Annotated in this window: 25 protein-coding genes; 16 read left to right on the top strand and 9 right to left on the bottom strand. The window is 69.4% G+C overall.

Annotation, left to right across the window (positions count from 1 at the left end; all coding sequences use genetic code 11):
* Positions 1-2 precede the first annotated feature (2 nt).
* The 7 genes from AVS7_RS20255 (at position 3) to AVS7_RS20225 (ending at position 7,233) form a co-directional block, all read left to right on the top strand.
* Entirely contained in the window at positions 3-1,319 is a 1,317-nt protein-coding gene (locus AVS7_RS20255; protein ID WP_020229890.1) for a CitMHS family transporter, read from the top strand.
* Positions 1,316-1,801, top strand: coding sequence for a universal stress protein (locus tag AVS7_RS20250; protein WP_020229889.1), 486 nt, complete (start codon positions 1,316-1,318; stop codon positions 1,799-1,801). The genes AVS7_RS20255 and AVS7_RS20250 overlap by 4 nt, the downstream gene beginning before the upstream one ends.
* Positions 1,801-2,940, top strand: coding sequence for an ABC transporter substrate-binding protein (locus tag AVS7_RS20245; protein WP_020229888.1), 1,140 nt, complete (start codon positions 1,801-1,803; stop codon positions 2,938-2,940). The genes AVS7_RS20250 and AVS7_RS20245 overlap by 1 nt, the downstream gene beginning before the upstream one ends.
* Positions 2,941-2,991: 51 nt before the next feature.
* Complete coding sequence (locus AVS7_RS20240) at positions 2,992-5,049, top strand: ATP-dependent helicase (protein ID WP_034691285.1); 2,058 nt, start codon at positions 2,992-2,994, stop codon at positions 5,047-5,049.
* Between the two features lie 110 nt (positions 5,050-5,159).
* A complete protein-coding gene (locus AVS7_RS20235; protein WP_020229886.1) occupies positions 5,160-5,489 on the top strand; it encodes a hypothetical protein in 330 nt (109 codons plus the stop codon).
* Positions 5,486-6,655: a phospholipase A gene (locus tag AVS7_RS20230; RefSeq protein ID WP_020229885.1), complete on the top strand. Its 1,170-nt coding sequence runs from the start codon at positions 5,486-5,488 to the stop codon at positions 6,653-6,655. The genes AVS7_RS20235 and AVS7_RS20230 overlap by 4 nt, the downstream gene beginning before the upstream one ends.
* A 191-nt stretch (positions 6,656-6,846) precedes the next feature.
* Positions 6,847-7,233, top strand: a complete 387-nt coding sequence (locus AVS7_RS20225; RefSeq protein ID WP_020229884.1) for a hypothetical protein — start codon at positions 6,847-6,849, stop codon at positions 7,231-7,233.
* A 57-nt stretch (positions 7,234-7,290) separates the two neighbouring features.
* Here the strand turns inward: AVS7_RS20225 and AVS7_RS20220 are convergent, their stop codons facing one another.
* Positions 7,291-8,064 (bottom strand): SDR family NAD(P)-dependent oxidoreductase, encoded by a 774-nt coding sequence (locus AVS7_RS20220; RefSeq protein ID WP_020229883.1) that lies wholly within the window; start codon positions 8,062-8,064, stop codon positions 7,291-7,293.
* Positions 8,065-8,166: 102 nt separating this feature from the next.
* On the opposite strand from AVS7_RS20220, the gene AVS7_RS20215 reads away from it, so the two are divergent.
* Complete coding sequence (locus tag AVS7_RS20215) at positions 8,167-9,081, top strand: LysR family transcriptional regulator (RefSeq protein WP_024001950.1); 915 nt, start codon at positions 8,167-8,169, stop codon at positions 9,079-9,081.
* On the opposite strand, the gene AVS7_RS20210 is transcribed toward AVS7_RS20215, so the two are convergent.
* On the bottom strand, positions 9,078-9,539 hold the full coding sequence (locus AVS7_RS20210; RefSeq protein WP_020229881.1) for a universal stress protein: 462 nt from the start codon (positions 9,537-9,539) through the stop codon (positions 9,078-9,080). The genes AVS7_RS20215 and AVS7_RS20210 overlap by 4 nt on opposite strands.
* Positions 9,540-9,737: 198 nt before the next feature.
* On the opposite strand from AVS7_RS20210, the gene AVS7_RS20205 reads away from it, so the two are divergent.
* Genes AVS7_RS20205 through tgt form a run of 3 tightly spaced genes read left to right on the top strand, consistent with a single transcriptional unit; the run spans position 9,738 to position 12,941 of the window.
* Entirely contained in the window at positions 9,738-10,760 is a 1,023-nt protein-coding gene (locus AVS7_RS20205; protein ID WP_020229880.1) for a tripartite tricarboxylate transporter substrate binding protein, read from the top strand.
* A 7-nt stretch (positions 10,761-10,767) separates the two neighbouring features.
* Positions 10,768-11,736 carry an ornithine cyclodeaminase family protein gene (locus tag AVS7_RS20200; RefSeq protein WP_020229879.1) on the top strand — a complete coding sequence of 323 codons (969 nt, stop codon included), beginning with the start codon at positions 10,768-10,770 and terminating at the stop codon, positions 11,734-11,736.
* Positions 11,737-11,768: 32 nt separating this feature from the next.
* Entirely contained in the window at positions 11,769-12,941 is a 1,173-nt protein-coding gene (gene tgt / locus AVS7_RS20195) for a tRNA guanosine(34) transglycosylase Tgt (RefSeq protein WP_020229878.1), read from the top strand.
* Between the two features lie 93 nt (positions 12,942-13,034).
* Here the strand turns inward: tgt and AVS7_RS20190 are convergent, their stop codons facing one another.
* The 5 genes from AVS7_RS20190 to AVS7_RS20170 form a co-directional block, all read right to left on the bottom strand.
* Positions 13,035-13,427, bottom strand: coding sequence for a DUF3597 domain-containing protein (locus tag AVS7_RS20190; RefSeq protein ID WP_020229877.1), 393 nt, complete (start codon positions 13,425-13,427; stop codon positions 13,035-13,037).
* A 78-nt stretch (positions 13,428-13,505) separates the two neighbouring features.
* Positions 13,506-14,567 (bottom strand): zinc ribbon domain-containing protein, encoded by a 1,062-nt coding sequence (locus tag AVS7_RS20185; RefSeq protein ID WP_020229876.1) that lies wholly within the window; start codon positions 14,565-14,567, stop codon positions 13,506-13,508.
* A gap of 81 nt (positions 14,568-14,648) precedes the next feature.
* On the bottom strand, positions 14,649-15,434 hold the full coding sequence (locus tag AVS7_RS20180) for a DUF2145 domain-containing protein (RefSeq protein ID WP_024001948.1): 786 nt from the start codon (positions 15,432-15,434) through the stop codon (positions 14,649-14,651).
* A gap of 3 nt (positions 15,435-15,437) precedes the next feature.
* Positions 15,438-15,875 carry a hypothetical protein gene (locus AVS7_RS20175; RefSeq protein WP_020229874.1) on the bottom strand — a complete coding sequence of 146 codons (438 nt, stop codon included), beginning with the start codon at positions 15,873-15,875 and terminating at the stop codon, positions 15,438-15,440.
* Between the two features lie 10 nt (positions 15,876-15,885).
* Positions 15,886-16,338 carry a YiaA/YiaB family inner membrane protein gene (locus AVS7_RS20170; RefSeq protein ID WP_034691287.1) on the bottom strand — a complete coding sequence of 151 codons (453 nt, stop codon included), beginning with the start codon at positions 16,336-16,338 and terminating at the stop codon, positions 15,886-15,888.
* Between the two features lie 270 nt (positions 16,339-16,608).
* On the opposite strand from AVS7_RS20170, the gene AVS7_RS20165 reads away from it, so the two are divergent.
* The 5 genes from AVS7_RS20165 (at position 16,609) to AVS7_RS20145 (ending at position 21,011) form a co-directional block, all read left to right on the top strand.
* Complete coding sequence (locus AVS7_RS20165; RefSeq protein ID WP_024001945.1) at positions 16,609-17,466, top strand: NAD(P)-binding domain-containing protein; 858 nt, start codon at positions 16,609-16,611, stop codon at positions 17,464-17,466.
* A gap of 41 nt (positions 17,467-17,507) precedes the next feature.
* Positions 17,508-18,476, top strand: coding sequence for a tripartite tricarboxylate transporter substrate binding protein (locus AVS7_RS20160; protein WP_020229871.1), 969 nt, complete (start codon positions 17,508-17,510; stop codon positions 18,474-18,476).
* A 22-nt stretch (positions 18,477-18,498) separates the two neighbouring features.
* The gene (locus AVS7_RS20155; protein WP_034691283.1) at positions 18,499-19,446 is read left to right on the top strand and encodes a tripartite tricarboxylate transporter substrate-binding protein; all 948 of its coding nucleotides are present in this window, start codon (positions 18,499-18,501) and stop codon (positions 19,444-19,446) included.
* Between the two features lie 74 nt (positions 19,447-19,520).
* A complete protein-coding gene (locus AVS7_RS20150; RefSeq protein ID WP_034691282.1) occupies positions 19,521-20,300 on the top strand; it encodes an amidohydrolase in 780 nt (259 codons plus the stop codon).
* Between the two features lie 36 nt (positions 20,301-20,336).
* Positions 20,337-21,011: an RraA family protein gene (locus AVS7_RS20145; RefSeq protein ID WP_020229868.1), complete on the top strand. Its 675-nt coding sequence runs from the start codon at positions 20,337-20,339 to the stop codon at positions 21,009-21,011.
* Here the strand turns inward: AVS7_RS20145 and AVS7_RS20140 are convergent.
* On the bottom strand, positions 20,980-21,660 hold the full coding sequence (locus AVS7_RS20140; RefSeq protein ID WP_020229867.1) for a GntR family transcriptional regulator: 681 nt from the start codon (positions 21,658-21,660) through the stop codon (positions 20,980-20,982). The two genes, AVS7_RS20145 and AVS7_RS20140, sit on opposite strands and share 32 nt — an antisense overlap.
* A 28-nt stretch (positions 21,661-21,688) precedes the next feature.
* Positions 21,689-22,198 carry an Lrp/AsnC family transcriptional regulator gene (locus AVS7_RS20135; RefSeq protein WP_020229866.1) on the bottom strand — a complete coding sequence of 170 codons (510 nt, stop codon included), beginning with the start codon at positions 22,196-22,198 and terminating at the stop codon, positions 21,689-21,691.
* Positions 22,199-22,359: the final 161 nt, after the last annotated feature.

Below are 22,359 nucleotides of genomic sequence, written 5' to 3'. Positions count from 1 at the left end.
CGATGCCGACCGCTCTCGCCTACACCATGATCGTCGTCTTCATGGCGCTGATCATGACCAAGCGCCTGTCGGCCATGGTGGCGCTGATCCTGGTGCCCATCGTGTTCGGCCTGATCGGCGGCTTCGGCATGGGGCTGGGGCCGATGATGCTCGACGGCATCAAGAAGCTCGCGCCCACGGGCGTGATGCTGATGTTCGCCATCCTCTACTTCGGCATCATGATCGACGCGGGCCTGTTCGACCCGGTCGTGAAGCTGGTGCTGCGCCTGGTGGGCGGCAGCCCGACGAAGATCGTGGTGGGCACCTTCATGCTGGCCGCGGGCGTCTCGCTCGACGGCGACGGCTCCACCACCTACATGATCACCTGCGCCGCCATGCTGCCGCTCTACCAGCGGCTGGGCATGAACCGGCTGGTGCTGGCCTGCGTGGTGATGATGGCCGGCCAGCTCATGAACATCCTGCCCTGGGGCGGGCCGACGGCGCGGGCCGTGAGCGCTTTAGGCGTGGAGATGGGCCAGGTCTTCGTGCCGATGATCGCGCCCATGGTGGTCACCGGCGCGTGGTGCACCTTCGTGGCCTTCATCCTCGGGCGGCGCGAGGCGCGGCGCCTGGGCGCCATCCGCCTGGACGGCACGCGCGGCGGCAGCCAGTCCATCGCCGAGGTGACGGGCGGCGACCCCACGCTCGCGCGGCCCCGGCTGCTGTGGGTCAACGCGCTGCTCACGCTGGCGCTGATGGTGCTGCTGGTGATGGACGTGTTCCCGCTGCAGGTGCTGTTCATGGTGGCCTCGGCCATCGCGCTGATGATCAACTATCCCCAGCTGCAGCAGCAGAAGGAGCGGCTGGAGGCCCACGCGGTGAACATCGTGCCCGTGGTGTCGCTGATCTTCGCGGCCGGCATCTTCGTGGGCATTCTCTCGGGCACCAAGATGGTGGATGCCATCGCCACCAGCGTGATCGCCATGGTGCCGGACTGGATGGGCCCCTACATGGCGGTGGTCACGGCGGTCCTGAGCATCCCGTTCACCTTCTTCATCTCCAACGACGCGTTCTATTTCGGCATCCTGCCCATCCTGGCCAAGACGGCGGCCGTCTATGGCATTGGCGCGGCCGAGATCGCACGCGCCTCGCTCGTGGGCCAGCAGGTGCACCTGCTCAGCCCGCTCGTGGCCTCGACCTACCTGCTGGTCGGGCTGGTCAAGGTGGAGTTCGGCGACCACCAGCGCTTCACGCTGCTGTGGGCGCTCTCAGCCGCCTTCGTGATGCTGGCGGCCATGCTGGTGCTGGGCGTCATTCCACTGGTAGGGAGCGCAGCATGAACCCCGACATCCGCACCATCCTCTACGCCTCGGACCTGGGCGAGGGCTGCGAGGCCGCGCTGGCCTACGCCATTGGCCTGGCCGACCGCCTGGGCGCCCGGCTGCAGGTGCTCACGGTGATCAGCGACGAGCGCGAGCGCTCGCTCGTGGACATCGACTCGCACGTGCCCCAGCAGGCGCTGGACCAGTACCACGACCGCCGCGCCGTGCGCACGCTGGCACACATCGAGGCGCAGGTCGCCGGCTTCTACGACGCGCGCGGCGGCGCTGCGCCGCGCCAGCCCGTGACCGAGTTGATCGTGCACGAGGGCGACGACGTGCCCCAGGCCATCCTCGACGCGGCCGACCGCGGCGGGGCCGACCTGGTGCTGATGGCCTCGCGCGGCAAGGGCGTGCTCGCCGGCCTGCTGTTCGGCTCGGCCACGCAGGAGGTGCTGCGCCGCACGCGCAAGCCGCTGCTGCTGGTGCCGGTGGGGGAGTGATGACGCACCGCCCGCTCTCCCGCCGCGCCGCGCTGTGCCAGCTGGGCGGCCTGGCGGCCGCGCCTGCGCTGGCGCAGCCGGCCGACGAGCTGCTCGACTACGCTCCACGCGCCCGCCCGCCCGAGGGCTATCCGGCCGCCTACGCCACCACGGTGCGCGCGGCGGAGGACGAAGGGCGCCTGTCCATCCACTCCACCACCGACGAGCGCGTGGCCGCGCCGCTGGTGGCGGACTTCCGGCGGCTGTACCCGCGCATCGCCGTCGCCTACGAAGACCTGGGCAGCACCGAGCTGTACCACCGCTTCATCGCCGAGAACCAGCTCGGCCGCGAGGCCGCCGACGTGCTCTGGAGCTCGGCCATGGACCACATGGTGGCGCTCGCCACCGCCGGCCATGCGCTGGCCTACGCCTCGCCCGAGCAGGCGCACCTGCCCGCCTGGGCACAGTGGCAGGACCGCCTGTGGGCCACCACCTACGAGCCCGTGGTGTTCGCGCACCACAAGCCCTCGCTGCCCGAAGGCGAGGTGCCGCGCAGCCACGCCGCGCTGGCCCGCTGGCTCGCCGGCGCGCAGGGCGGCGCGGTGAGCTACGACATCCAGAAATCCGGCGTGGGCTATTTCCTCGCCGCGCAGGACGCCGCCGCCAGCGAGGCCACCTTCTGGGCCACCGCCCAGGCCCTGGGTGCGGGCCGCGCCCGCCTGCTGCTGAACACCGACGCCATGGTGCGCCAGATCGCCGACGGCCGCGCGCGCTTGGGGCTGAACCTGCTGGGCGCCTACACCGTGGCCCAGGCGCGCGAGCGGCCCGCGCTCGGCGTGGTCTTTCCCGAGGACTACACGCTGGTCACCTCGCGCGTGCTGCTCATCAACAGCCGCGCCGCGCACCCGAATGCGGCCCGGCTGTGGCTGGACTACCTGCTCTCGCGGCGCGGCCAGACGGTGATGGCCACCGCCGCGCGCCTGTACGCGCTGCGCGAGGACGCCACGGGCGAGACCACCGGCGCCGCCCTGCGCCAGCTGCTGGGCAGCCGCGCGCGCCCGGTGGCGCTGGGCCCCGGCCTCGCGGCGCCGCTGGCCAACGCGGCCTACCGCGACTTCATCCTGCGCTGGCGGGCCGCGCTGGGGTACTGGAAGGGGTAGGCCGGTATCATCGGCGGCCCTCTCGCGCTTTCGCGCCCTGCTCGCCCTTCAATGTCCGGTCTCAATCTCGCGCAACTCCAGGCTGTCCACTACACCGAAGGCCCCTGCCTGGTGCTGGCCGGCGCGGGCTCGGGCAAGACGCGGGTGATCACGCACAAGATCGCGCGGCTCATCGAGACGGGCCTCGCCCCCCGGCGCATCGCCGCCATCACCTTCACCAACAAGGCCGCGGCCGAGATGCGCGAGCGCGCCGCCGGGCTCATCGGCCGGCAGGCCAAGGATGTGCTGGTCTGCACCTTCCACGCCCTGGGCGTGCGCATGGTGCGCGAGGACGGGCACGTGCTCGGACTCAAGCCCTCGTTCAGCATCCTCGACCAGGACGACGTGACCGGCATCCTCAAGGACTGCGCGGGCGGCACCACCGACCTGGCCACGGCGCGCCAGTGGCAGTGGACCATCAGCGCCTGGAAGAACCAGGGCTGGGATGCGCGCAAGGCCCTGGCGATGGCCAAGGACGACAACGAGCGCAGCATCGCCCTCGTCATGCAGCGCTACGAGGAGCGCCTCTCCGCCTACCAGAGCGTGGACTTCGACGACCTGATAGGCATGCCCATGCGCCTGCTGAGCCACCACCCCGAGGTGCGCGAGAAATGGCAGCGCATCCTGGGCCACGTGCTGGTCGATGAATACCAGGACACGAACGCCACGCAGTACGAGCTGCTGAAGTTCCTCGTGGGCGAGCGCGCGCGCTTCACGGCTGTGGGCGACGACGACCAGAGCATCTACGGCTGGCGCGGCGCCACGCTGGAGAACCTCAAAAAACTGCCGCAGGACTTCCCCCAGCTCAAGGTGATCAAGCTGGAGCAGAACTACCGCTCCACCAGCGCCATCCTGCGCGCGGCCAACAACGTCATCCAGCCCAACCCCAAGCTGTACCCCAAGACCCTGTTCAGCGAACTGGGCGAGGGCGAGCCCGTGCGCGTGGTGGACTGCGACAACGAGGAGCACGAGGCCGAGCGCGCCGTGGCCCGCATCCAGGGCCTGCGCGCTGCGAGCAACCCGCCGCCCGCGTGGAAGGACTTCGCCATCCTCTACCGCGCCAACCACCAGGCCAAGCCGTTCGAGAAGGCTTTGCGCAAGGCCAACATCCCCTACAAGGTCTCGGGCGGCACGTCGTTTTTCGACCGCGCCGAGATCAAGGACCTGTGCGCGTGGTTCCGCCTGTGGATCAACAACGACGACGACCCCGCCTTCCTGCGCGCCGTGGCCAACCCGCGCCGGGGCGTCGGCCACACCACGCTGGGCGCTCTGGGCGAATTCGCCACGCAGCACAAGCAGAGCATGTTCGGCGCGCTCTTCAACGCCATGCTGCCCGCGGTGATCCCCAAGCGCGGCATGGACGGGCTGCTGGAATTCGGCCGCGCCATCAACGACCTGGAGCACCGCGCGCGCCACACGCACGGCCACGAGGCCGCGCGCGCGTTCCTGGCCGACTGGCTCCAGGAGATCGGCTACGAGCAGCACCTCTACGACGGCGAGGACAGCGAGAAGGTGGCCGCCGCGCGCTGGAGCAACGTGCTGGAGTTCTGCGACTGGATGGCCCAGCGCGCGGGCGGGCAGATCGACGACACGGCAGGCACCACCGTCGCCGAGACCAAGAGCCTGCTCGAAGTCGCGCAGACCATCGCGCTGCTCTCCACCATCTCGGAGCGCGAACAGGAGCAGGACATGGTCGTGCTCTCCACCCTGCACGCCAGCAAGGGCCTGGAATGGCCCCACGTGGTGCTGGCCGGCGTGACCGAGGGCATGCTGCCCTTCAAGCTCGACGACGACGAGGGCCGCCAGCAGAAGGTCGCGGACGACGTGCTGCAGCGCCTGCAGGAGGAGCGCCGCCTGATGTACGTGGGCATCACCCGCGCCCAGCGCACGCTGGCCGTGGGCTGGACCAAGAAACGCAAGAAGGGCCGCGAGATGGTGGCCTGCCAGCCCAGCCGCTTCATCGCCGAGATGAAGCTCGACGCCACCACCATGCGCGAAGACCCGCGCGAGAAGCTCAAGGCGCTGCGCGCCGAATTCGCGGCGCGCAAAGCGCAGGCCGCCACCCCCTGAACACACCCATGCGTATTACTCCTCTTTTGATAGCTGCCAGCGCTTGCCTGATAAGCGCCTGTGCCCAAAATCCCTCTCAGAACCGTCCCGCCTGTCCCACCCCCGCGCAAATGGACCAGCCCGAGCTGGTCGGCCGCTGGCAGGCCGACATGCCGGGCCAGAGCGGCCCCATCGTGCTGGAGCTGGCCCCCCACCCTGAGTGGGACGGCACCGTGAAGGGCCGCATCCTGCGGCCCGGCGGAAGCAGCATCGTGGTGGGCGACGTGAACAAGGGCGCGCTCACCCTGGAAGAATCGCGCGACGGCAAGAAAGTGACCGGCAACTGGTTCGGCGACGTTGTCGAAGGCAGCTGCGCCCGCGAGATCCGCGGCGAGTGGACGGACGAAGCCGACCGCCCCTTCCGCTTCACCCTGCGCAAACTCGGCCCCGTCCATCCATGAAACGCACCCTGCTCGCCTCCCTGATCGCCCCCCTGGGCGCCACCTGCATGGGCACCGCGCTGCCGCTGGCCGTCCATGCGCAGGACACCGCCGCCGGCAACGCCGGCTGGCGCCAGTGCGCCGCCCTGACGGGCGACAGCCAGGCGCGCCTGGCCTGCTTCGACCAGTGGGCCGGCAACCAGGCCTGGCAGGCGCCTGCCGCCGCGGCCAGCGCGCAGCCCGAGGCGGCCGCGAGCGCGCCGCCCCCGCCCGTGGACGCCACGCTGCCCGCCACCCGCATCATCGATGTGGCCCAGGTGGACGGCTGCCGCGACGGGCAGTACAGCACCCTGTCGCGCTTCTGGGAACTGGAGAGCGGCACCGACTGCGGCGCGTTCCGCTTCCGCGGCTACCGGCCCATGAACGTGTCCGTGGTGGGTGCCAGCAACGTCAACCGCCTGCCCACCTCGGGCAACCCCAACAACAGCGCCGAAGACCCCGTCGCCTACCGCCGCACCGAGATGCGCGTGCAGCTCTCGGTGCGCACCAAGCTCGCCCAGGGCCTGCTCACGCGCGGCGATCCCCAGCTGCGCGACTCGCTGTGGGTGGGCTACACGCAGCAGTCGTACTGGCAGCTGTTCTCCGCCAACATCTCGCGGCCCTTCCGCAACACCGACCACGAGCCGGAGATCGTCTACGTCTACCCCACCGACGCCAAGCTGCCCTTCGGCTGGCGCTGGCGCTACAGCGGCCTAGGCCTGGTGCACCAGTCCAACGGCCAGAGCGACCCGCTCTCGCGCAGTTGGAACCGCGTCTACCTCATGACCGGCATGGAGCTGGACAACCGCTGGACCGTCACCGGCCGCATCTGGAAGCGCCTGCACGAAAGCGCCGACAGCGACAACAACCCCGGCATCAGCGGCTACGTGGGCCGCGCCGAGCTGGGCCTGGGCTGGAACGTGGACAAGGACAATCTGCTCACGCTCACCGCGCGCCATTCGCTGGACTCCGCGGGGCGCGGCTCGGTGCGCCTGGAATGGCTGCAGAGCCTGGGCACCAGCCTCGTGGGCAACCGCACCAACCTGCGCCTGCACACGCAGCTCTTCAGCGGCTACGGCGACAGCCTGATCGACTACAACCGCAAGCGCACCGTGTTCAGCGTGGGCGTGAGTCTGGTCGATTTCTGATCCGCATCACATCCGGTTACCGTTTGAACGGCCCGGTGGCTTGAAGCCCCCACCCGGGGCCGACACAATCGCACGCAACCCGAGGCCCCGGCGGCACGCCCCGCCACGGGAAAAGCGCCTGTTTCACACCGCTTTCCGCGCCATTGCCGCCCGCCTCCCCCCGGAGAATGCCCCCTCGGAGGACGACGACCATGGACATGCAATACCAGCTCAAGGCAGGCAGCTACTACCTGTACGACATGCGTGAGGCGCCCAGCGCCGTCACCGGCGAGCGCAGGTTCAAGCTGAAGACCGACACCGTGGCCATCGCCTTCGACGTGCACACCGGCGAGGTGCACCAGCACGGCAACCCGGCGCGCATCCAGTCCTGGGCCACGCACACCCGCCGGCGCCTGCGCGCGGCCGGGGCGCAGCAGGCAGCCAACGACATCGTCGTCGTCTCCGGTCCGCTGCCCGTGGACGAGCTCAACAAGTGCCTGTGGATCACCGGCTACTGCCGCCGCATGCTCCAGCGCCTGGCCAGCCTGCCGCACGGCAAGTTCCCGCGTGCTGCGGAACAATGGAGAAAAGCGGCTTGAGCGCTTATCCACCAAGCGCGAGCAGCTCCTGATTGAATAGAAAACCTCCCCGAAAACTCACAGAAACATCCCGCCCGACGCTTCGATGCGCTGGGCATTCACCCAGCGGCTCGCGGGCAGCAGCAGCGAGGCCACCACGCCGCCGATGTCTTCCGGCACGCCCACGCGGCCCAGGGCCGTCTGCGAGGCGATGAAGGCATTCACCTGGGCGTTGTCGCGCACCGTGCCGCCGCCGAAATCGGTGGCGATCGCCCCCGGCGCCACGACGTTCACCGCAATGCCGCGCGGCCCCAGCTCCTTGGCCAGGTAGCGCGTGAGCACTTCCACCCCGCCCTTCATCGCCGCGTAGGCGGCATAGCCCGGCAGCGCGAAACGCGCCAGGCCGGACGACAGGTTGACGATGCGCCCGCCATCGCGCAGCAGCGGCAGCAGCGCCTGGGTGAGGAAGAACGGCCCCTTGAGGTGGATCGCCACCAGCTCGTCGAACTGCGCCTCGGTCGTATCGGCGAAGGCCGCGTGGATGCCGATGCCCGCGTTGTTCACGAGGAAGTCGAAGCGCTCGCACGACCACACGCGCGCCAGCGCCTCGCGCAGCTGCGCCACGAAGGCCGGGAACGTGCCGCTGCGCGCCACGTCGAGCGGCAGCGCCACGGCACGGCGCCCCAGGGCCTCGATCTCCGCAACCACGGCCTGCGCCTCGTCGGCGCGGCTGCGGTAGGTCAGGACCACGTCGATGCCCTGGCGCGCGATCTGGAGCGCCGCGTTGCGGCCCAGGCCCCGGCTGCCGCCGGTGACGAGCGCGATGGGAGTAGCGGGGGTGGAAGAAGTCATGGCAGGTGTCCTTGGTAGAGGGAATGCCTGCACTGTATTGGGCGATGAGGTTTTGATAAACAATCCAAAATTGGTTTGTTTGTTCAGATCTTCCGATCAATCATGAACCCCGTCGAATGCATGCAGGTCTTCGCCCGCGTGGCCGAGCTGGCCAGCTTCACGCAGGCCGCCCAGGCGCTGGGCCTGCCCAAGGCCAGCGCCTCGCTGGCCGTGCAGCAGCTCGAGGCGCAGCTCGGCACGCGGCTGCTGCACCGCACCACCCGGCGCGTGCAGCTCACGCAGGACGGCCAGATCTGCTACGAGCGCTGCAAGGGGCTGCTGGCGGACCTGGACGAGTTCCAGGCCATGTTCCAGCACCCCGGGGGCGCCCCGCTGCGCGGTCGGGTGCGCATCGACATGACCACGGGGCTGGCGCGCAACGTAGTGATCCCGCGCCTGCCCGAGCTGCTGCGCCGCCATCCCGCGCTGGAGGTGGAGCTCAGCAGCACCGACCGCCGTGTGGACCTGGTGCGCGAGGGCTTCGACTGCGTGCTGCGCGCCGGCCCGGTGGGCGACGCGAACCTCGTCGCGCGGCCCCTGGGCGTGCTGCACCAGGGCAACTACGCCAGCCCCGCCTATGTGGAGGCAATGGGCACGCCGCGCACGCTGGAAGACCTGCCGCGCCACCGGCTCGTGCACTACGCGGGCACGCTGGGCGCGCGCCCGGCGGGCTTCGAGGTACAGGACGGCAGCGGCGCCGTGGCGCGCCACGCCATGGCCGGCGCGGTGACCGTCAACAACGCCGAGGCCTACCTGTCGGCCGGTCTGGCGGGCCTGGGGCTGATCCAGGTGCCGCGCCTGAGCGTGGAAGACCTGCTCGCACGCGGCCTGCTGGTGGAGGTGCTGCCCGCGCATGCGGCCCCGCACATGCCGCTCACGCTGGTCTATGCCCACCAGCGCAACCTGTCGCGGCGCGTGCGCCTGGTGATGGACTGGCTGGCCGACGTGGTCCGGGCCCGGCTGGGCGGCGACGCTTAGGCTTCGCCGTCTTCCGCCTGCTGCGGCTCCGCGTGCTTGACCACCGTGACAGGCACCGGGCTCTGGTGCACCAGCGCCTGCGACACCGAGCCCAGCAGCGCCCCGCGCAAGCCCCCGAGGCCGCGCGCGCCGATGAAGAGCGCGTCGCAGCCGCAGCGCTCCACCATGTCCACCAGCGTGGCGGCCACGGGGCCCAGGCCGATCTCGGTCTCGTAGGGCACGCGCGCGGCTTCCACCAGGGCCACGGCGCCGGCCATCAGGTGCTGGCCGGCCTCCACGCTGGCCTGGGCCACGGCATCGGCACCCTGCGTGGCCAGCTCGATCAGCGAGGCCTCTTCCTGCACGTGGCCCAGCACCAGCGTGGCCTGCAGGCCACCCCGGCGCACCAGTTCCAGGCCGTGGCGCACGGCGTCCAGCGCGAGTTCGGAGCCATCGACGGCGATCAGGATTCGGAGCATCGGTCACCTCTTTTCTTCAGAAACGTCAATGCCCCCAGTGTAGACAGCGGACGCGGCCGTCCGCGCATGTGCGGACCCTTGGCCGGGGCTTTGCGCCAACAGTCCACTATTGAAAATTCTTTCTGCAATAGTGATTAGTGGTATGCAATTACTTTTAATCGAGATAAGATTGTTGCAAACAACCCAGTAGACAACCGCATGACTTCCATCGCTCCCACCGCGCTGCGGCTGCGCCGCCGGCTGGCCCTGTCCCTCGCCGCGGCCTGCTGCGTGCTCGGCACCCACGCAGCCGCCGCGGAAAGCCAGTGCAAGCAGACCGCCGAGGGCTATCCCGCACGCCCCGTCACGCTCGTCGTGGGCTTCCCGCCGGGCGGCCAGACGGACCAGGTGGCACGCTTCGTGGCCGAGGCGCTGGGTTCCCGGCTGGGGCAGCCCGTGGTGGTGGACAACCGCGGCGGCGCGGGCGGCACCATCGGCGCGGCCTCGGTCGCCAAGGCACCGGCGGACGGCTACACGCTGATGCTCGGCACCCTGGGCACGCAGGCGATCAACGCCTCGCTCTACCCCAAGCTGCCCTACGACCACCTCAAGGACTTCAAGGCCGTGGCCTACGTGAGCACGGCGCCCAACGTGTTCCTGGTGCGCGCCGACTCGCCCGTCACGTCCATGAAGGACCTGGTGGCCGCGGTGAAGGCCAAGGCACGGCCGATCAACATCGCGCTGCCCGGCAACGGCACCAGCCTGCACCTGTCGTCGGCGCTGTTCGAGAACATGGCGGGCATCCAGATGCAGAGCATCATGTACCGCGGCAACGCGCCGGCGCTGGCCGACGTGCTCGGCGGGCAGGTCGAATTTCTGGTGGATTCGGTGACCACCGCGCTGCCGCACGTGCAGCGCGGCACGCTGCGCGCCCTGGGCGTGACGACCGTGCAGCGCAGCCCGCTGCTGCCCGACGTGCCATCGGTCTCCGAAACGCTGCCGGGCTACGAGGTCAACCCCTGGTGGGGCGTGGTGGCGCCCGGCGCCACGCCGGCCCCGGTGGTGCAGCGGCTCAACTGCGAAATCAACGAGGCGCTCAAGGACCCGAAGCTGGTGAAGCGCTTCCAGGACCTGGGCGCGATGACGCAGCCCATGTCGTCCGACGCCTTCGGCCAGCTCATCGCACGCGAGACCGCCAAGTGGGAGAAGGTGATCAAGGCGGCCAACATCCGGCTGGAGTGAGGCCCGCATGGATGCCTCCCTGCTGTACCTGGGCGCGCAGGCGCTGCAAACACTCGACCTGACACCGCGCGCGGTGTGCGACGCACTGGCCGAGGCGTTCGCGCGCCACGCGGCCAGCGGCTTCATCGCCCCGCCCAAGCAGACGCTGGCGCTGGGGCCGGGCCATTTCTTCCAGTCGCTGTCCGTCGCGGCAGCGGGCCAGCCGCACGCGGCCACGAAGTGGGTGGGCATTGCCAGCGCCAACGCCGGCCGGGGCCTGGCCAACGTGAACGGGCTGATCCTGCTGAGCGACACGGAGACCGGCGAGCCCCTGGCCGTGATGGACGCGAACCTTCTCACGGTGATGCGCACGGCCGGCATGTCGGCGCTCGCGGCGCGCCACCTGGCACGGCCGGACAGCCGCAGCATCGGCTTCATCGGCTGCGGCCAGCAGGCCCGGGGGCACCTGCGCGCGCTGCGGGACGTGCTGCCGCATCTCGCCTGCGCCGTGGCCTATTCAGGCCGGCTGGAGACGGCCCAGGCCTTCGCCGCCGACGCGAATACCCTGGGCCTGACCGCCCGCGCGGTGAGCGCGCCGGACGAGGTGCTGGCCTGCGACGTGGTCGTGACCTCGGTCGCCGGCGGCCCGTCGCTGCAGCCCTTCCTCGATGCGCGCCAGGTTCAGCCGGGGTGCTTCGCCACGGCAGTGGACCTGGGCCGCTCGTGGCTGCCGCAGACGCTGGAGGCCTTCGACCTCAAAGTCACCGACGACCACGCCCAGGCCGACGACCCGCAGAACCGCCGCAAGCTCGCCTACCAGGGCCGCTTCGATGCCGACCTGGCCCGGCTGGTCGCCGCGCCCGGCAGCGGGCGCACCAGCGATGCGCAGCGCATCCTGTTCCTGTTCCCCGGGTTCGCCGTCGCCGACCTGGCCATCGCCAGCCTGGCCTACCGCACGGCCCTGGCCGCGGGCGCGGGGGTGCGGCTGCCCCGCTGAGGGCATCCCGGGACGCTGGGACAATGGCGGCCATGCTGCAATTCCAACTTCTCGCCACCGACCCCCACAGCCACGCCCGGCGCGGCACCCTCACGCTGAACCACGGCGTGGTCCAGACCCCCATCTTCATGCCCGTGGGCACCTACGGCACCGTCAAGGGCGTGATGCCGCGCAGCCTCCAGGAAATGGGCGCGCAGATCATCCTGGGCAACACCTTCCACCTGTGGATGCGCCCGGGGCTGGACATCATGCAGAGCTTCGGCGGGCTGCACGGCTTCGAGAAGTGGGACAAGCCCATCCTCACCGACTCGGGCGGTTTCCAGGTCTGGAGCCTGGGCGCCATGCGCAAGATCACCGAGGAGGGCGTGCACTTCGCCTCGCCCGTGAACGGCGACAAGCTGTTCATGTCGCCCGAGGTCAGCATGCAGATCCAGACGGTCCTCAACTCCGACATCGTCATGCAGCTCGACGAGTGCACGCCCTACGAGACCAACGGCCACAAGACGACCGAGGCCGAGGCGCGCAAGAGCATGGAGATGAGCCTGCGCTGGGCAAAGCGGTCGAAGGACGAATTCGAGCGCCTGGGCAACCCCAACGCCCTCTTCGGCATCGTGCAGGGCGGCATGTTCAAGCACCTGCGCGAGGAATCGCTGCAGGCGCTGGTGGAGATGGACTTCCCCGGCTACGCCGTGGGTGGCGTGAGCGTGGGAGAGCCCAAGGACGAGATGCTGGACATCATGGCCCACACGCCCCATCGGCTGCCCGCGCACAAGCCGCGCTACCTGATGGGCGTGGGCACGCCCGAGGACCTGGTGCAGGGCGTGGCCGACGGCGTGGACATGTTCGACTGCGTGATGCCCACGCGCAACGCGCGCAACGGCACCCTCTTCACGCGCTACGGCGACCTGAAGATCCGCAACGCGCGGCACAAGAGCGACCACCAGCCGCTCGACCCCAGCTGCACCTGCCACGCCTGCGCCGGCGCCGAGGGCGTCTCGTGGAACGACGGCGGGCGCGGCGGCTTCTCACGCGCCTACCTGCACCACCTGGACCGCTGCGGCGAGATGCTGGGTCCCATGCTCACCACCGTCCACAACCTGCACTACTACCTGAACCTGATGCGCGAGGTGCGCGAGGCGCTGGACGCTGGCACCTTCGCTGCCTTCCGCGCCCGGTTCAAGGTCGACCGGGCGCGCGGGGTCTGACGAACCCCGAGGAGCCTGGTCCCCAATGCTCCTGTTTGTATAGCTGCCAGCGCTTGATACACAAGCGCTGGAGCCCTGAATCACCTAAAAATATCAACCGCGCAGATCCGGCGGCAGCGTGCCCCCGTTGGCGGCGATGCTGCGCATGACCTGCTTGTGCAGGCCGATGTTCCAGCCGGCCGAGCCGGGCTCGTCGCTGGTTTGGTAGAACAGCTCGCCCGCCAGCTCCTTGCGCGCGGCCAGGCTGCTGTCCAGGCCCAGGAGCTTGAGCAGATCGACGATGGAGGTGCGCCAGTTCAGGCCGCTGGCGCCGGGCATGGCGTCCAGGATGGGAGCCACGTCGCCCAGCGGGATCGGCGCTGGCGCTGGCGCGGCGGCGGGTGCGCTGGCGGCGGTGGCGGACGCTGCAGCCGGCGGCGCGGGCACGACCTCGGCGGCGTTGGCCGATGGAAAGATCTTGGAAAAGATGTTGGAGAAAAAGCCCATGGTTGCTCCCGAAGGTGAGGTTGAGATGGCTGGATCACACGGCGCGGGGCCAAGCCCGGCGCGCCGCCAGCCGTTGTATCACGCCATGGGGGGCGCTGGCGGCCGAGCGTGCGTCCCGGTGCCACAGGCATGGCAAAAGCGGGCGAACGCGCTCTTGCGCGTGCGGCAGGCGCCGCAGCGGTCGAACAGGCCGATGCCGCAGTGCGGGCAGAAGTCGATCTGCTCATTCTTCAGATCCACCGGGCGCTCGCAGCCCGGGCACACGCCCTTGGCCAGGCGCGCCAGGGCCACGTCGTAGCTCAGCTCCTTGCGGCGCTCCTGGTCGGGCAGCGACTCGGCCTGCTTCTGGCGCTCCAGGTAGCGGTTCAGCGCCAGGATGGCGTAGCGCCCTACGAGCGCGGTGACCACGATGCCGACCACGTAGCGCACGTAGCCGCCATAGCTCGGCAAGTAGGGCACCAGCTCGACGAAGAACGCGAACAGCGCGAAGAAGATGAAACCCCAGACGAAGGGCCAGTACGTGCTCTTGCGCTTCTTCGCGAACAGCCAGCCCGCGGCGACGAGCAGCGGCAGCGTGAGCGCCAGGCGGTAGAGGAACACGCGCAGTTCCACCCGGCGCTGCTCGGCCGCCATCTTCTCGTAGCCCGCCTGCTCCACCTCATGAAGACGTTGCTGCGCGCCGCCCAGGGCCTGGCGCGCGTCGAGCTGGGCCTGCTGCTGCGCCTGCACGGCCTGCTGCGCGCGGTGCTCCTGGCCCTTGAGCGCGTCGAGCGCCTGGGTGCGCGCGATCACCTCGGGGTCGTGGTCGGAGCGCTGCGTGGCGCTGCGCGCGGCCAGCCAGTTGCCGAAGGTCTCGCGCGCGGCCTGCGTCTCCCCGCGCGCCTTGGCGTGCTGCAGCCGCGCCTGCTCCAGCGCGGCCTGCGCTTCTTCCTCGGCCTGCCGCGCGGCCTTGGCCTGCGCGCGCAGCGGCTGCGCGGCGGACTGGTCGACGAAGTCGTCCAAGCGCAGCGGCGTCTCCACCTTGGGCAGGTCGCCGACGATGGTGCCGCCCAGACCGATCAGGAAGCTCGCGAACACCAGCGCCACCAGCCACAGGCCGCGGCGGAACCATTTCTCGGACAGGCGCAGTGCCTTGCTCATGCTGCTCTCCGTTTGTAAGGAAATACTACTTTTTTAATAGCTGCTTGCGCTTGCTGGACAAGCGCTGGCGGCCATTTTGACTCAAAACCCGCCCAGCACCTGCGGCGCGCCGGCCAGCTGGGCGCGTTGCAGCCAGGCCAGCGCCGAATCCACCGTGACGGTCTCGATGCGGTCGGCGAAGCGCTTGTCGTTGGGATGGTCGTCGAACGCGATGTTGGCCGCCGTCATGCGCCCGCCCAGGCGCGCGAGCGGCCCGATGGCGAGCGCCGTGGGCTCATAGCCCTTGAACCGCAGCCACGCCTGGGCCTGCGTGCGGGTGTGCACGCTGGCGGGCTCCATCGCAGCGGCCAGCGTCTCCAGCGCCCACTGGTTGGACTGCTGGTAGCGCGTGCCCCAGGCATAGCTCACCATGCTGTAGGGCCGCTGGTGCAGCGCGGTGGTACGCGCACGGTCCTGCAGCAGCGGCAGCAGGCGCTGCTGCACCTCGGGCGCAGGCACGGCCCACACGGCTTCGTAGCGCCACAGGTCGTCGAGGAAGAACTCGCCCAGCCCCTGGCGGTAGACCGCGGCCACGGCCGTACCGCATTCGTTGAGCTTGTGCGCCACGCGCCAGGGGCCCTCGGGTGTCCTGTAGGCCCAGCCCAGGTGCGAATAGCGCAGGCCGTACTTCGACAAATCCTGCCCCGCGCGCGCCAGCAGCACCACGCTGGCGCCGCTCGCATCCAGCGCGCGCGCCGTGCGCTCGGCCAGTTGCATGCCGCGTTCGATGGTCTGCACCGTGGGCTTGTGCTGCTCGCACGACCGGCCCGCGTGTGCCTGAAAAGCCATGGCCGCCAATACGACTGACAGGAGGATGGAGCTGCGCATGGTTCAGAGCCTCTCGCTGTGCAGCAGCGCGCGGCCCAGTGCATTGGGTACGAAGGCCAGCACCTCGCCAGCGGCCGACAGAACCACCCCCGTGCCGATCACGCTGCAGGCCACCACCGTGCCCACGCCATGCGCGGCGCGGCCGGCCAACCGCACGCTGGCCTGCGCGCCGTCCGACACGCGCTCCAGCAGGTACACCGTGCCCGTGGCCGAAGCCTCCACGGCCTTCACCGTGAGCACCGCGCCGCCCACCGACAGCGCCACCGGCAGGGCCGCCACGGCCCCCGCCGTGGCCGACACGGCACCCGAGGCCCCCGAAGCCACCACGGCGGACGCCACGGGCATCAGCGACAGCGCGGCCGATGCCTCGCTCTGCGCACGGGCCGCGCCTACGAGCATGCCCAGCGACAGCAGGGCGCACAGACAAGTCTTGCGGATCATGGCGGTCTCCTTATTCCTGGCCAGCTTTGGCGCGGCCGGCCTCGGCCAGATCGGCTTCATGGCGGTCGCGCAGCATCTTGGCCAGCGTGAAGGCAGTGGTGATGAGGTAGAGCCAGCTCACGCCCAGGAACGCCTTGTACGTGGCGCTAACCGCCATGCCCCACAAGCCCCAGCCCGTCAGGCCCATGGCCACGGCGAAGCCGCCCCAGACGACGAGCTTCCAGAGGGGTGTATCACCCGCGCTGCGCCGCGCCTGCTGGCTGTCGCGCACGAACTTGGCGAGCACGAACGCGGCCGAGAGGCAGAACACGTAGCCCATGAACATGAAGGCCACCTCCAGCCGCTCGCCCGGCAGCCAGGCCAGCCCCGTGGCGCACAGGAAGACGGCGATGCCGAACGAGACCCAGACCTGGAACTGCCAGGCGCGGGTGTCGCGCTGGAGGGGCGTAGAGGAGGCTTGCATGGTGCGTAAGGCCCGGGGGCCGCTGTTGAACATGGCCCGCATGGTGGGGCCGCGCGCTCGCAAAGTCTCGAATGGATCACCCGGGTATCCATCTTCTGGATCCTGGGTATCCGATTGCGATACCAGCCGGAGAGCATCCAGGCCATCCCAAGGCTTTCACCTCTCAGCCAGAAAAGAACAACAAAAATACAAACAAACCCTAATTCGGCCCTATTGACGGCAAATTCCAGAAAGAATCCAATCCATTTCGTACTTTTTTTGTTCTTTTTCATGAAAACCATCCTGCTTGGCGGCGGCATGGTGGGACAGTGCTACGCACAAGTCCTCCAGGCCCAGGGCCACCACATCGTGGCGTTCTGCGACCACGCGCCCTCCGATACCCTGCGCGCGCTGGCCGCGGAGCTTGGCGCATCCATCCATGCGGCGCCCGGCCCCTGGCTGGCGGAGGCCGGGCTCGTCGTGAGCGCGGTCTTCGGCACGGCGGCACTCGACCTGGCGCGCGCCGCCTTGCCACACCTGCAGACAGGCACTCTGTACCTGGACATGACCACCGCCGATCCGCAGGCCATGCGCGACGCCGAGGCGCTGGCGCACGAACGCGGCGTGCGCTTCGTGGACGTGGCGATCACCGGCGCGGTCAACCTGAGCGGCGCACGCACACCGCTGCTGTGCGCCGGCGCCGCTGCCGAAGAGGCCGCGCGTCTGTTGACGGCGTGCGGCGCACCCGTGCAGGTGGTGGGCGAGCGCCCCGGCGACGCGGCCGAGCTGAAGCTGCTGCGCAGCATCTTCACCAAGGGCCTGGAAGCGCTGTCGGTGGAATGCCTGGTGACGGCCGAGCGCAAGGGCCTGCGCGAGACGCTGTTCCGCGTGCTCGCGGACATCGACCAGGGCTCCCTGCGCGAGACGATGGAATCCATGGTCCGCACGCACATCGTCCACGCCGGCCGGCGCCGCAACGAAGTCGTGGAAGCCCAGCGGCAGATGGCCCAGGCCGGCGTGCCCGCCATCGTGCTCGCGGGCGTACAGCAGCGCTTCGAGCACACGCTGGCGCAGCAGCAGGCCACCCCCTACGCGGGCCAGACGACGGCCGATGCGCTCGCCTGGCTCGGCGGCCCCGCGCGGCCCTGACCCGTCCTTTCCTTCCCTTTCCCCTACCGGAGACATCACCCATGCGCATTTCACGCCGCCTCATCCTGGGCGCCAGCCTGCTTGCGGCCTGCACGGCCACCCTGGCGCAGGACTATCCCAACAAGCCGATCCGCTTCATCGTGCCCTTCCCGCCCGGGGGCGGCACCGACAGCCTGACGCGGATGGTCGCCAACAAGCTGACCGAGACCCTGAAATGGACGTTCGTGGTCGAGAACAAGCCCGGCGCTGGCGGCAACGTGGCGCTGGACACCACGGCCAAGGCCCCGCCCGACGGCTACACGCTGGTGATGGCGCAGACCGACAACGTGGTACTGAACCCGTTGCTCTACTCCAAGCTCACCTACGACCCGGTCAAGGACCTGGTGCCCGTCGGCCTCGTCGCCAGCGGCCCCGCCGTGCTCGTGGTGCGCGCCGACTCGCCCTACAAGACGCTGGCCGACGTGGTGGCCGCCGCCAAGGCCGAGCCCGGCAAGCTCACCTTCGCGTCGCCCGGCCTGGGCACGGTGTCGCACCTCATCAGCGAGCTGTGGCAGAAAAGCTCGGGCATGAAGCTCACGCACGTGCCCTACCGCGGCCTGTCGCAGGCGCTGCCCGACGTGCTGAGCGGCCAGGTGGACATGTACATGGGCTCCATTCCCACGCTGCAGGGTCACATCAAGGGCGGCAAGGTGCGTGCGCTGGCCGTCACCACCGCCAAGCGCTCGCCCGTGCTGCCCCAGGTGCCGACCTATACCGAATCGGGCATCCCCGGCGTGGAGCTGGCCAGCGTCTGGGGCGTGATGGCGCCCGCCGGCACGCCTGATGCGGTGATCCAGCGCATCAACACCGAGCTCAACAAGGCGCTGCAGCAGCCCGACATGCGCGAAAAAATCCTCGCCAGCGGTGCTGGCGTGCTCGGCGGCACGCCGCAGGAGATGGGCGCGCTCTACGCCAGCGACCGGCAGCGCCTGGCGCCCGTGGTGCGCGACTCCGGCACCAAGCTCGACTGATTCCACCACCGCAGAGACCGCCATGCCGAAAGTACGTACGTTTCTCACCAGCGTCTTGTTCGCGGCCCTGTCCGCAGGCGCCGCCGCGCAGGACTTCAAGAGCCCCATCAAGATCGTGGTTCCCTTCGCCCCCGGCGGAGCGACCGACGCCCTGGCCCGGCTGCTGGCCCCGCGCCTGGGAAAGGAGCTGTCGCAATCCGTGATCATCGACAACCGGCCCGGCGCCAGCGGGCAGATCGGCACTGCCGCCGTCAAGGCCGCCGCGCCGGATGGCTCGACCTTCCTGCTGGCGCTCGACCACTCGGTGGTGATCGTCCCGCTCATCACGCCGAGCGCCGGCTACGACGCCGTGAAGGACTTCGTCCCCGTGGGGCAGGTGGCCCGCTTCCAGTGGATCTTCGCTGTGCCGCTGAGCAGCGCGGCCAAGACGCTGCCCGAGTTCGTCGAGACGGTGCGCAAGGAGCCGCGGCTGGGCAACTATGGCGTGCCGCTCATCGGCGGCGTTCCGGACATCATCGGCGCGGCCATCAGCCGCAAGGCCGACGTGGCGATGGAGCCCATCGCCTTCGGGGGATCCGGGCAGATGATGCCGCAGCTGATCGGCGGGCAACTGGCTTCGGGCGTGACCGGCGAACCCGAGGGCGTCACCATGCACCGGGGAGGCAAGGTGCGCATCCTGGCCATCTCGGGCGGCAAGCGCTCGGCCCTGCTGCCTGACGTTCCCACTTTCGAGGAGCTGGGCTTCACCGGCGTGAACGTCAACAGCTTCAATGCCTTCTTCGCGCCAAAGGGGTTGCCGCGCCCGCTGGCCGAGAAGTTCAACGGGGCGTTGCGAACCGTCCTGAAAGACCCGGAGGTGCAGGAGCGGATCAAGGACATGTCCCTGGAGCTCGCGCCCACGGATTTGGACCAGGCGGCAGCCGAACTTTCCAAGTCCTATACCTTCTGGCATACCGCTCGGAAGAAGTGATGACCGTCGCGCCGCACTCCACCGGGACAGAGGGGCCGCGTTTCGAGGTGCCCCCTGGGGCGTGTGATTGCCACATGCACCTGTTCGACCCGGCGCTGCCCTTCGCCCCCGGCCCGGTCTTGCGTCATGCCGAAGCCAGTGTGGCGCAGTACCGGCGGCTCCAGCACCGCCTGCGAACGGAGCGCTGCGTACTCGTGCAGCCTTCGAGCTATGGAAGAGACCACCGCGTGCTTCTCGCCGGCTTGCAGCACCTGGGCAACCGTGCGCGAGGCATTGCCGTCATCGACCCATCGGCATCTGCGCAGGAGCTCGAGGAGCTGCAGGCCCATGGCGTCGTGGGCGTGCGGTTCAACCTGGTGCAGGCGGGTGCGACGCACGAAGGAATGCTCGAACAGGTTGCCCGCCTGATTCAGCCCTTCGGCTGGCACGTGCAATTGCATGCCCACCCTGCCGATCTGGCGGCCCTGGCGGATCGTCTCCTCGCGCTGCCCGTCCCGGTGGTTCTCGACCACTTTGCGCGCATTCATTGCGAGCAGGCGATGTCCCGGCAGGTTGCCGGCACCGTCTCGCGGCTGCTTGCCAGCGGCAAGGCATCGCTGAAGCTGTCCGCGCCTTACATCGCCAACCCGGGTTCGCAAGCCCACGATGAGCTGGAGGGCTTCGTTCGCGGGTTGGTGAGCGAATTCCCGGAGCAACTGGTCTGGGGCACGGACTGGCCCCACGTCACCGAGCCAGCCAAGCCCGACGATGCCGCGCTCATGAACCTGCTTGCCCGCTGGCTGCCTGCCGGCGAACTGCACCGCGTGCTGGTGGAAAACCCCGCGCGGCTGTACCGCTTTCCCTTCAGCGACTGAGTCGCTTCCTCTCATCCCACCCAGGAGTTCCGCACCATGATCGGCCTTCAAATTCTCCGGCGCCAGCGTGCCGTCAGCCTCGACCTCGCGCGCCAGTTCCTCGATGTCCCCGTCGCCAACGTCAGCGACTGCATGTCCCGCATGACCGCCGGCGGCGCGCGCCTGCGGCCCATGCACGGTGGCGGTCGCATGGCGGGCCCCGCCCTCACCGTGAAGACCCGCCCCGGCGACAACCTCATGGTGCACAAGGCACTGCAGCTCGCCGTGCCCGGCGATGTGATCGTAGTGGACGCGGGCGGCGACCTCACCAACGCCATCATTGGCGAGATCATGGTGGGCGACGCGGTGCTGCGCCGGCTCGGCGGCATCGTCATCAACGGCGCGATCCGCGACGCGGGGGCGCTGCGCGCGGGCGACTTCCCGGTGTTCGCGGCGGGCGTGACGCACCGCGGCCCCTACAAGGACGGACCGGGCGAGATCAACGTGCCCATCGCCATCGACGGCATGGTGATCGAGCCGGGCGACCTCGTCATCGGCGATGAAGACGGCCTGCTATGCGTGCCCTGCGCGCAGGCCGCGAACCTGCTGGCCGCTGCCCAGGCCAAACAGGAGGTCGAGGCGCGCATGGTGGCCGGCATCGCCGACGGCAGCTACGACCGCAGCTGGGTCGATGCTACGCTCAAGCGCCTGAACTGCCAGATGCCGGAATGACCTCGGCGGGCCGCACCCGCTGCATCTCGAAACGCAGGAACGACGCGCGCAGGTGGAAGGCCATCGCCTGCTCAGCCATGCGCCGGTCGCGCCGGCGGATGGCCGCCACCACCTGCCGGTGCTGGCTCACGCTGTCGAGCATGTCTTGCTGGCTGTAGAAATAGAACGAGCCAATCATGATCGGCATGTCGAGGAAGTTCTGCAGCAGGCCCGTGAGGCGGCCCGAATGCGCCGCCTCCACCAGCAGGTGGTGGAAGCGGTTGTTCACTGCCTGCACGCGCGCCGCGCGCTCTTCGGCCTCGGCCAGGGCACAGGCTTGCATCTCGTCGTTGAGCACGTCCATCTCGTCGATCTGCCCGGGCGTGGCGCGCTCGGCCGCGAGCCCGGCCGCGTGCGGCTCCAGCAGGATGCGCAGCTCGAACGCCTCGGCGATGTCCCACTGCGTCCAGCCCGCCACCGTCGCACCGCGCGCGGCGGCGACGAGCAGGCCGTCTTCCACCAGGCGCTGCAGGGCCGCGCGCACGGGCGTGCGGCTGACCTGCATTTCCTGCGCGACGGATTCCTCGCGCAGCCGCTCGCCGGGCGCGTAGCGGCCGGACATGATGCGCCGGCGCAGCTCGGCATAGAGGGAGTCGGAAATCTTGGCCATGGTGACAGGCCGCGATTGTCTCCCAGAGCTACACCGCCAGCGGCAGCTCGGTGGTCGACAGCACGCTGCGCAGCACCATGAACGAGCGCACCTGGCGCACGCCGGGCAGGTAGAGCAGTTGCTCGGCATGCAGGCGGTTGAAGCTTTCGCCGTTCTGCGTGCGGATGAGCATGAAGTAGTCGAACTCGCCCGTCACCACGTGGCACTCCATGCAGCCCGAGATCCTGGCCGCCGCCTTTTCGAAGGCCGCGAACGATTCGGGCGTGGAGCGGTCCAGCACCACGCCGATCATTACCAGCATGCCCGCACCCACCGCCTGCGGGTTCAGGCGTGCGACCACGCCGTCTATGAAGCCCAGGCGCTTGAGCCGCTCCACGCGCCGCAGGCATGCCGGCGGGCTCAGGTGCACCTTGGCCGCGAGCGCCACGTTGGACAGTGATGCATCGCGCTGCAACTGCCGCAGGATGGCCCGGTCGGTGCGGTCGATGTCGGCCGGCTCGGCAATGGCATTCTTTGCACGAACTTTTGTTGCACTCATGGCTTTATCTACAAAATTTCAATAACAAGAAAAAACATATTGCCAGTTATTGGTCTGATATTCACGAATTTTTCACAACCCTGTTAAGGAAGGTCTGCGCAATGCGCTTTGAGGTGTGCTGATGGAGCCTGATCGAGCCGCTTCGCCGCTTCGAGCCGCTT

Source organism: Acidovorax sp. MR-S7 (genome assembly GCF_000400995.2).
Classification (GTDB): Bacteria; Pseudomonadota; Gammaproteobacteria; order Burkholderiales; family Burkholderiaceae_C; genus MR-S7.
The sequence above is the reverse complement of the archived record's forward strand: the minus strand, read 5'-3'. Positions and strand labels throughout refer to the sequence as shown.

Coding starts and splice junctions, on each gene's coding strand:
- AVS7_RS20250 (WP_020229889.1), top strand. CDS start 1,316: ATGAACCCCGACATCCGCACCATCCTCTACGCCTCGGACCTGGGCGAG.
- AVS7_RS20240 (WP_034691285.1), top strand. CDS start 2,992: ATGTCCGGTCTCAATCTCGCGCAACTCCAGGCTGTCCACTACACCGAA.
- AVS7_RS20135 (WP_020229866.1), bottom strand. CDS start 22,198: ATGAGTGCAACAAAAGTTCGTGCAAAGAATGCCATTGCCGAGCCGGCC.
- AVS7_RS20160 (WP_020229871.1), top strand. CDS start 17,508: ATGCGCATTTCACGCCGCCTCATCCTGGGCGCCAGCCTGCTTGCGGCC.
- AVS7_RS20145 (WP_020229868.1), top strand. CDS start 20,337: ATGATCGGCCTTCAAATTCTCCGGCGCCAGCGTGCCGTCAGCCTCGAC.
- AVS7_RS20185 (WP_020229876.1), bottom strand. CDS start 14,567: ATGAGCAAGGCACTGCGCCTGTCCGAGAAATGGTTCCGCCGCGGCCTG.
- AVS7_RS20220 (WP_020229883.1), bottom strand. CDS start 8,064: ATGACTTCTTCCACCCCCGCTACTCCCATCGCGCTCGTCACCGGCGGC.
- tgt (WP_020229878.1), top strand. CDS start 11,769: ATGCTGCAATTCCAACTTCTCGCCACCGACCCCCACAGCCACGCCCGG.
- AVS7_RS20150 (WP_034691282.1), top strand. CDS start 19,521: ATGCACCTGTTCGACCCGGCGCTGCCCTTCGCCCCCGGCCCGGTCTTG.
- AVS7_RS20180 (WP_024001948.1), bottom strand. CDS start 15,434: ATGCGCAGCTCCATCCTCCTGTCAGTCGTATTGGCGGCCATGGCTTTT.
- AVS7_RS20245 (WP_020229888.1), top strand. CDS start 1,801: ATGACGCACCGCCCGCTCTCCCGCCGCGCCGCGCTGTGCCAGCTGGGC.
- AVS7_RS20235 (WP_020229886.1), top strand. CDS start 5,160: ATGGACCAGCCCGAGCTGGTCGGCCGCTGGCAGGCCGACATGCCGGGC.
- AVS7_RS20165 (WP_024001945.1), top strand. CDS start 16,609: ATGAAAACCATCCTGCTTGGCGGCGGCATGGTGGGACAGTGCTACGCA.
- AVS7_RS20210 (WP_020229881.1), bottom strand. CDS start 9,539: ATGCTCCGAATCCTGATCGCCGTCGATGGCTCCGAACTCGCGCTGGAC.
- AVS7_RS20190 (WP_020229877.1), bottom strand. CDS start 13,427: ATGGGCTTTTTCTCCAACATCTTTTCCAAGATCTTTCCATCGGCCAAC.
- AVS7_RS20155 (WP_034691283.1), top strand. CDS start 18,499: ATGCCGAAAGTACGTACGTTTCTCACCAGCGTCTTGTTCGCGGCCCTG.
- AVS7_RS20215 (WP_024001950.1), top strand. CDS start 8,167: ATGAACCCCGTCGAATGCATGCAGGTCTTCGCCCGCGTGGCCGAGCTG.
- AVS7_RS20225 (WP_020229884.1), top strand. CDS start 6,847: ATGGACATGCAATACCAGCTCAAGGCAGGCAGCTACTACCTGTACGAC.
- AVS7_RS20205 (WP_020229880.1), top strand. CDS start 9,738: ATGACTTCCATCGCTCCCACCGCGCTGCGGCTGCGCCGCCGGCTGGCC.
- AVS7_RS20170 (WP_034691287.1), bottom strand. CDS start 16,338: ATGCAAGCCTCCTCTACGCCCCTCCAGCGCGACACCCGCGCCTGGCAG.
- AVS7_RS20175 (WP_020229874.1), bottom strand. CDS start 15,875: ATGATCCGCAAGACTTGTCTGTGCGCCCTGCTGTCGCTGGGCATGCTC.
- AVS7_RS20140 (WP_020229867.1), bottom strand. CDS start 21,660: ATGGCCAAGATTTCCGACTCCCTCTATGCCGAGCTGCGCCGGCGCATC.
- AVS7_RS20230 (WP_020229885.1), top strand. CDS start 5,486: ATGAAACGCACCCTGCTCGCCTCCCTGATCGCCCCCCTGGGCGCCACC.
- AVS7_RS20200 (WP_020229879.1), top strand. CDS start 10,768: ATGGATGCCTCCCTGCTGTACCTGGGCGCGCAGGCGCTGCAAACACTC.
- AVS7_RS20255 (WP_020229890.1), top strand. CDS start 3: ATGCCGACCGCTCTCGCCTACACCATGATCGTCGTCTTCATGGCGCTG.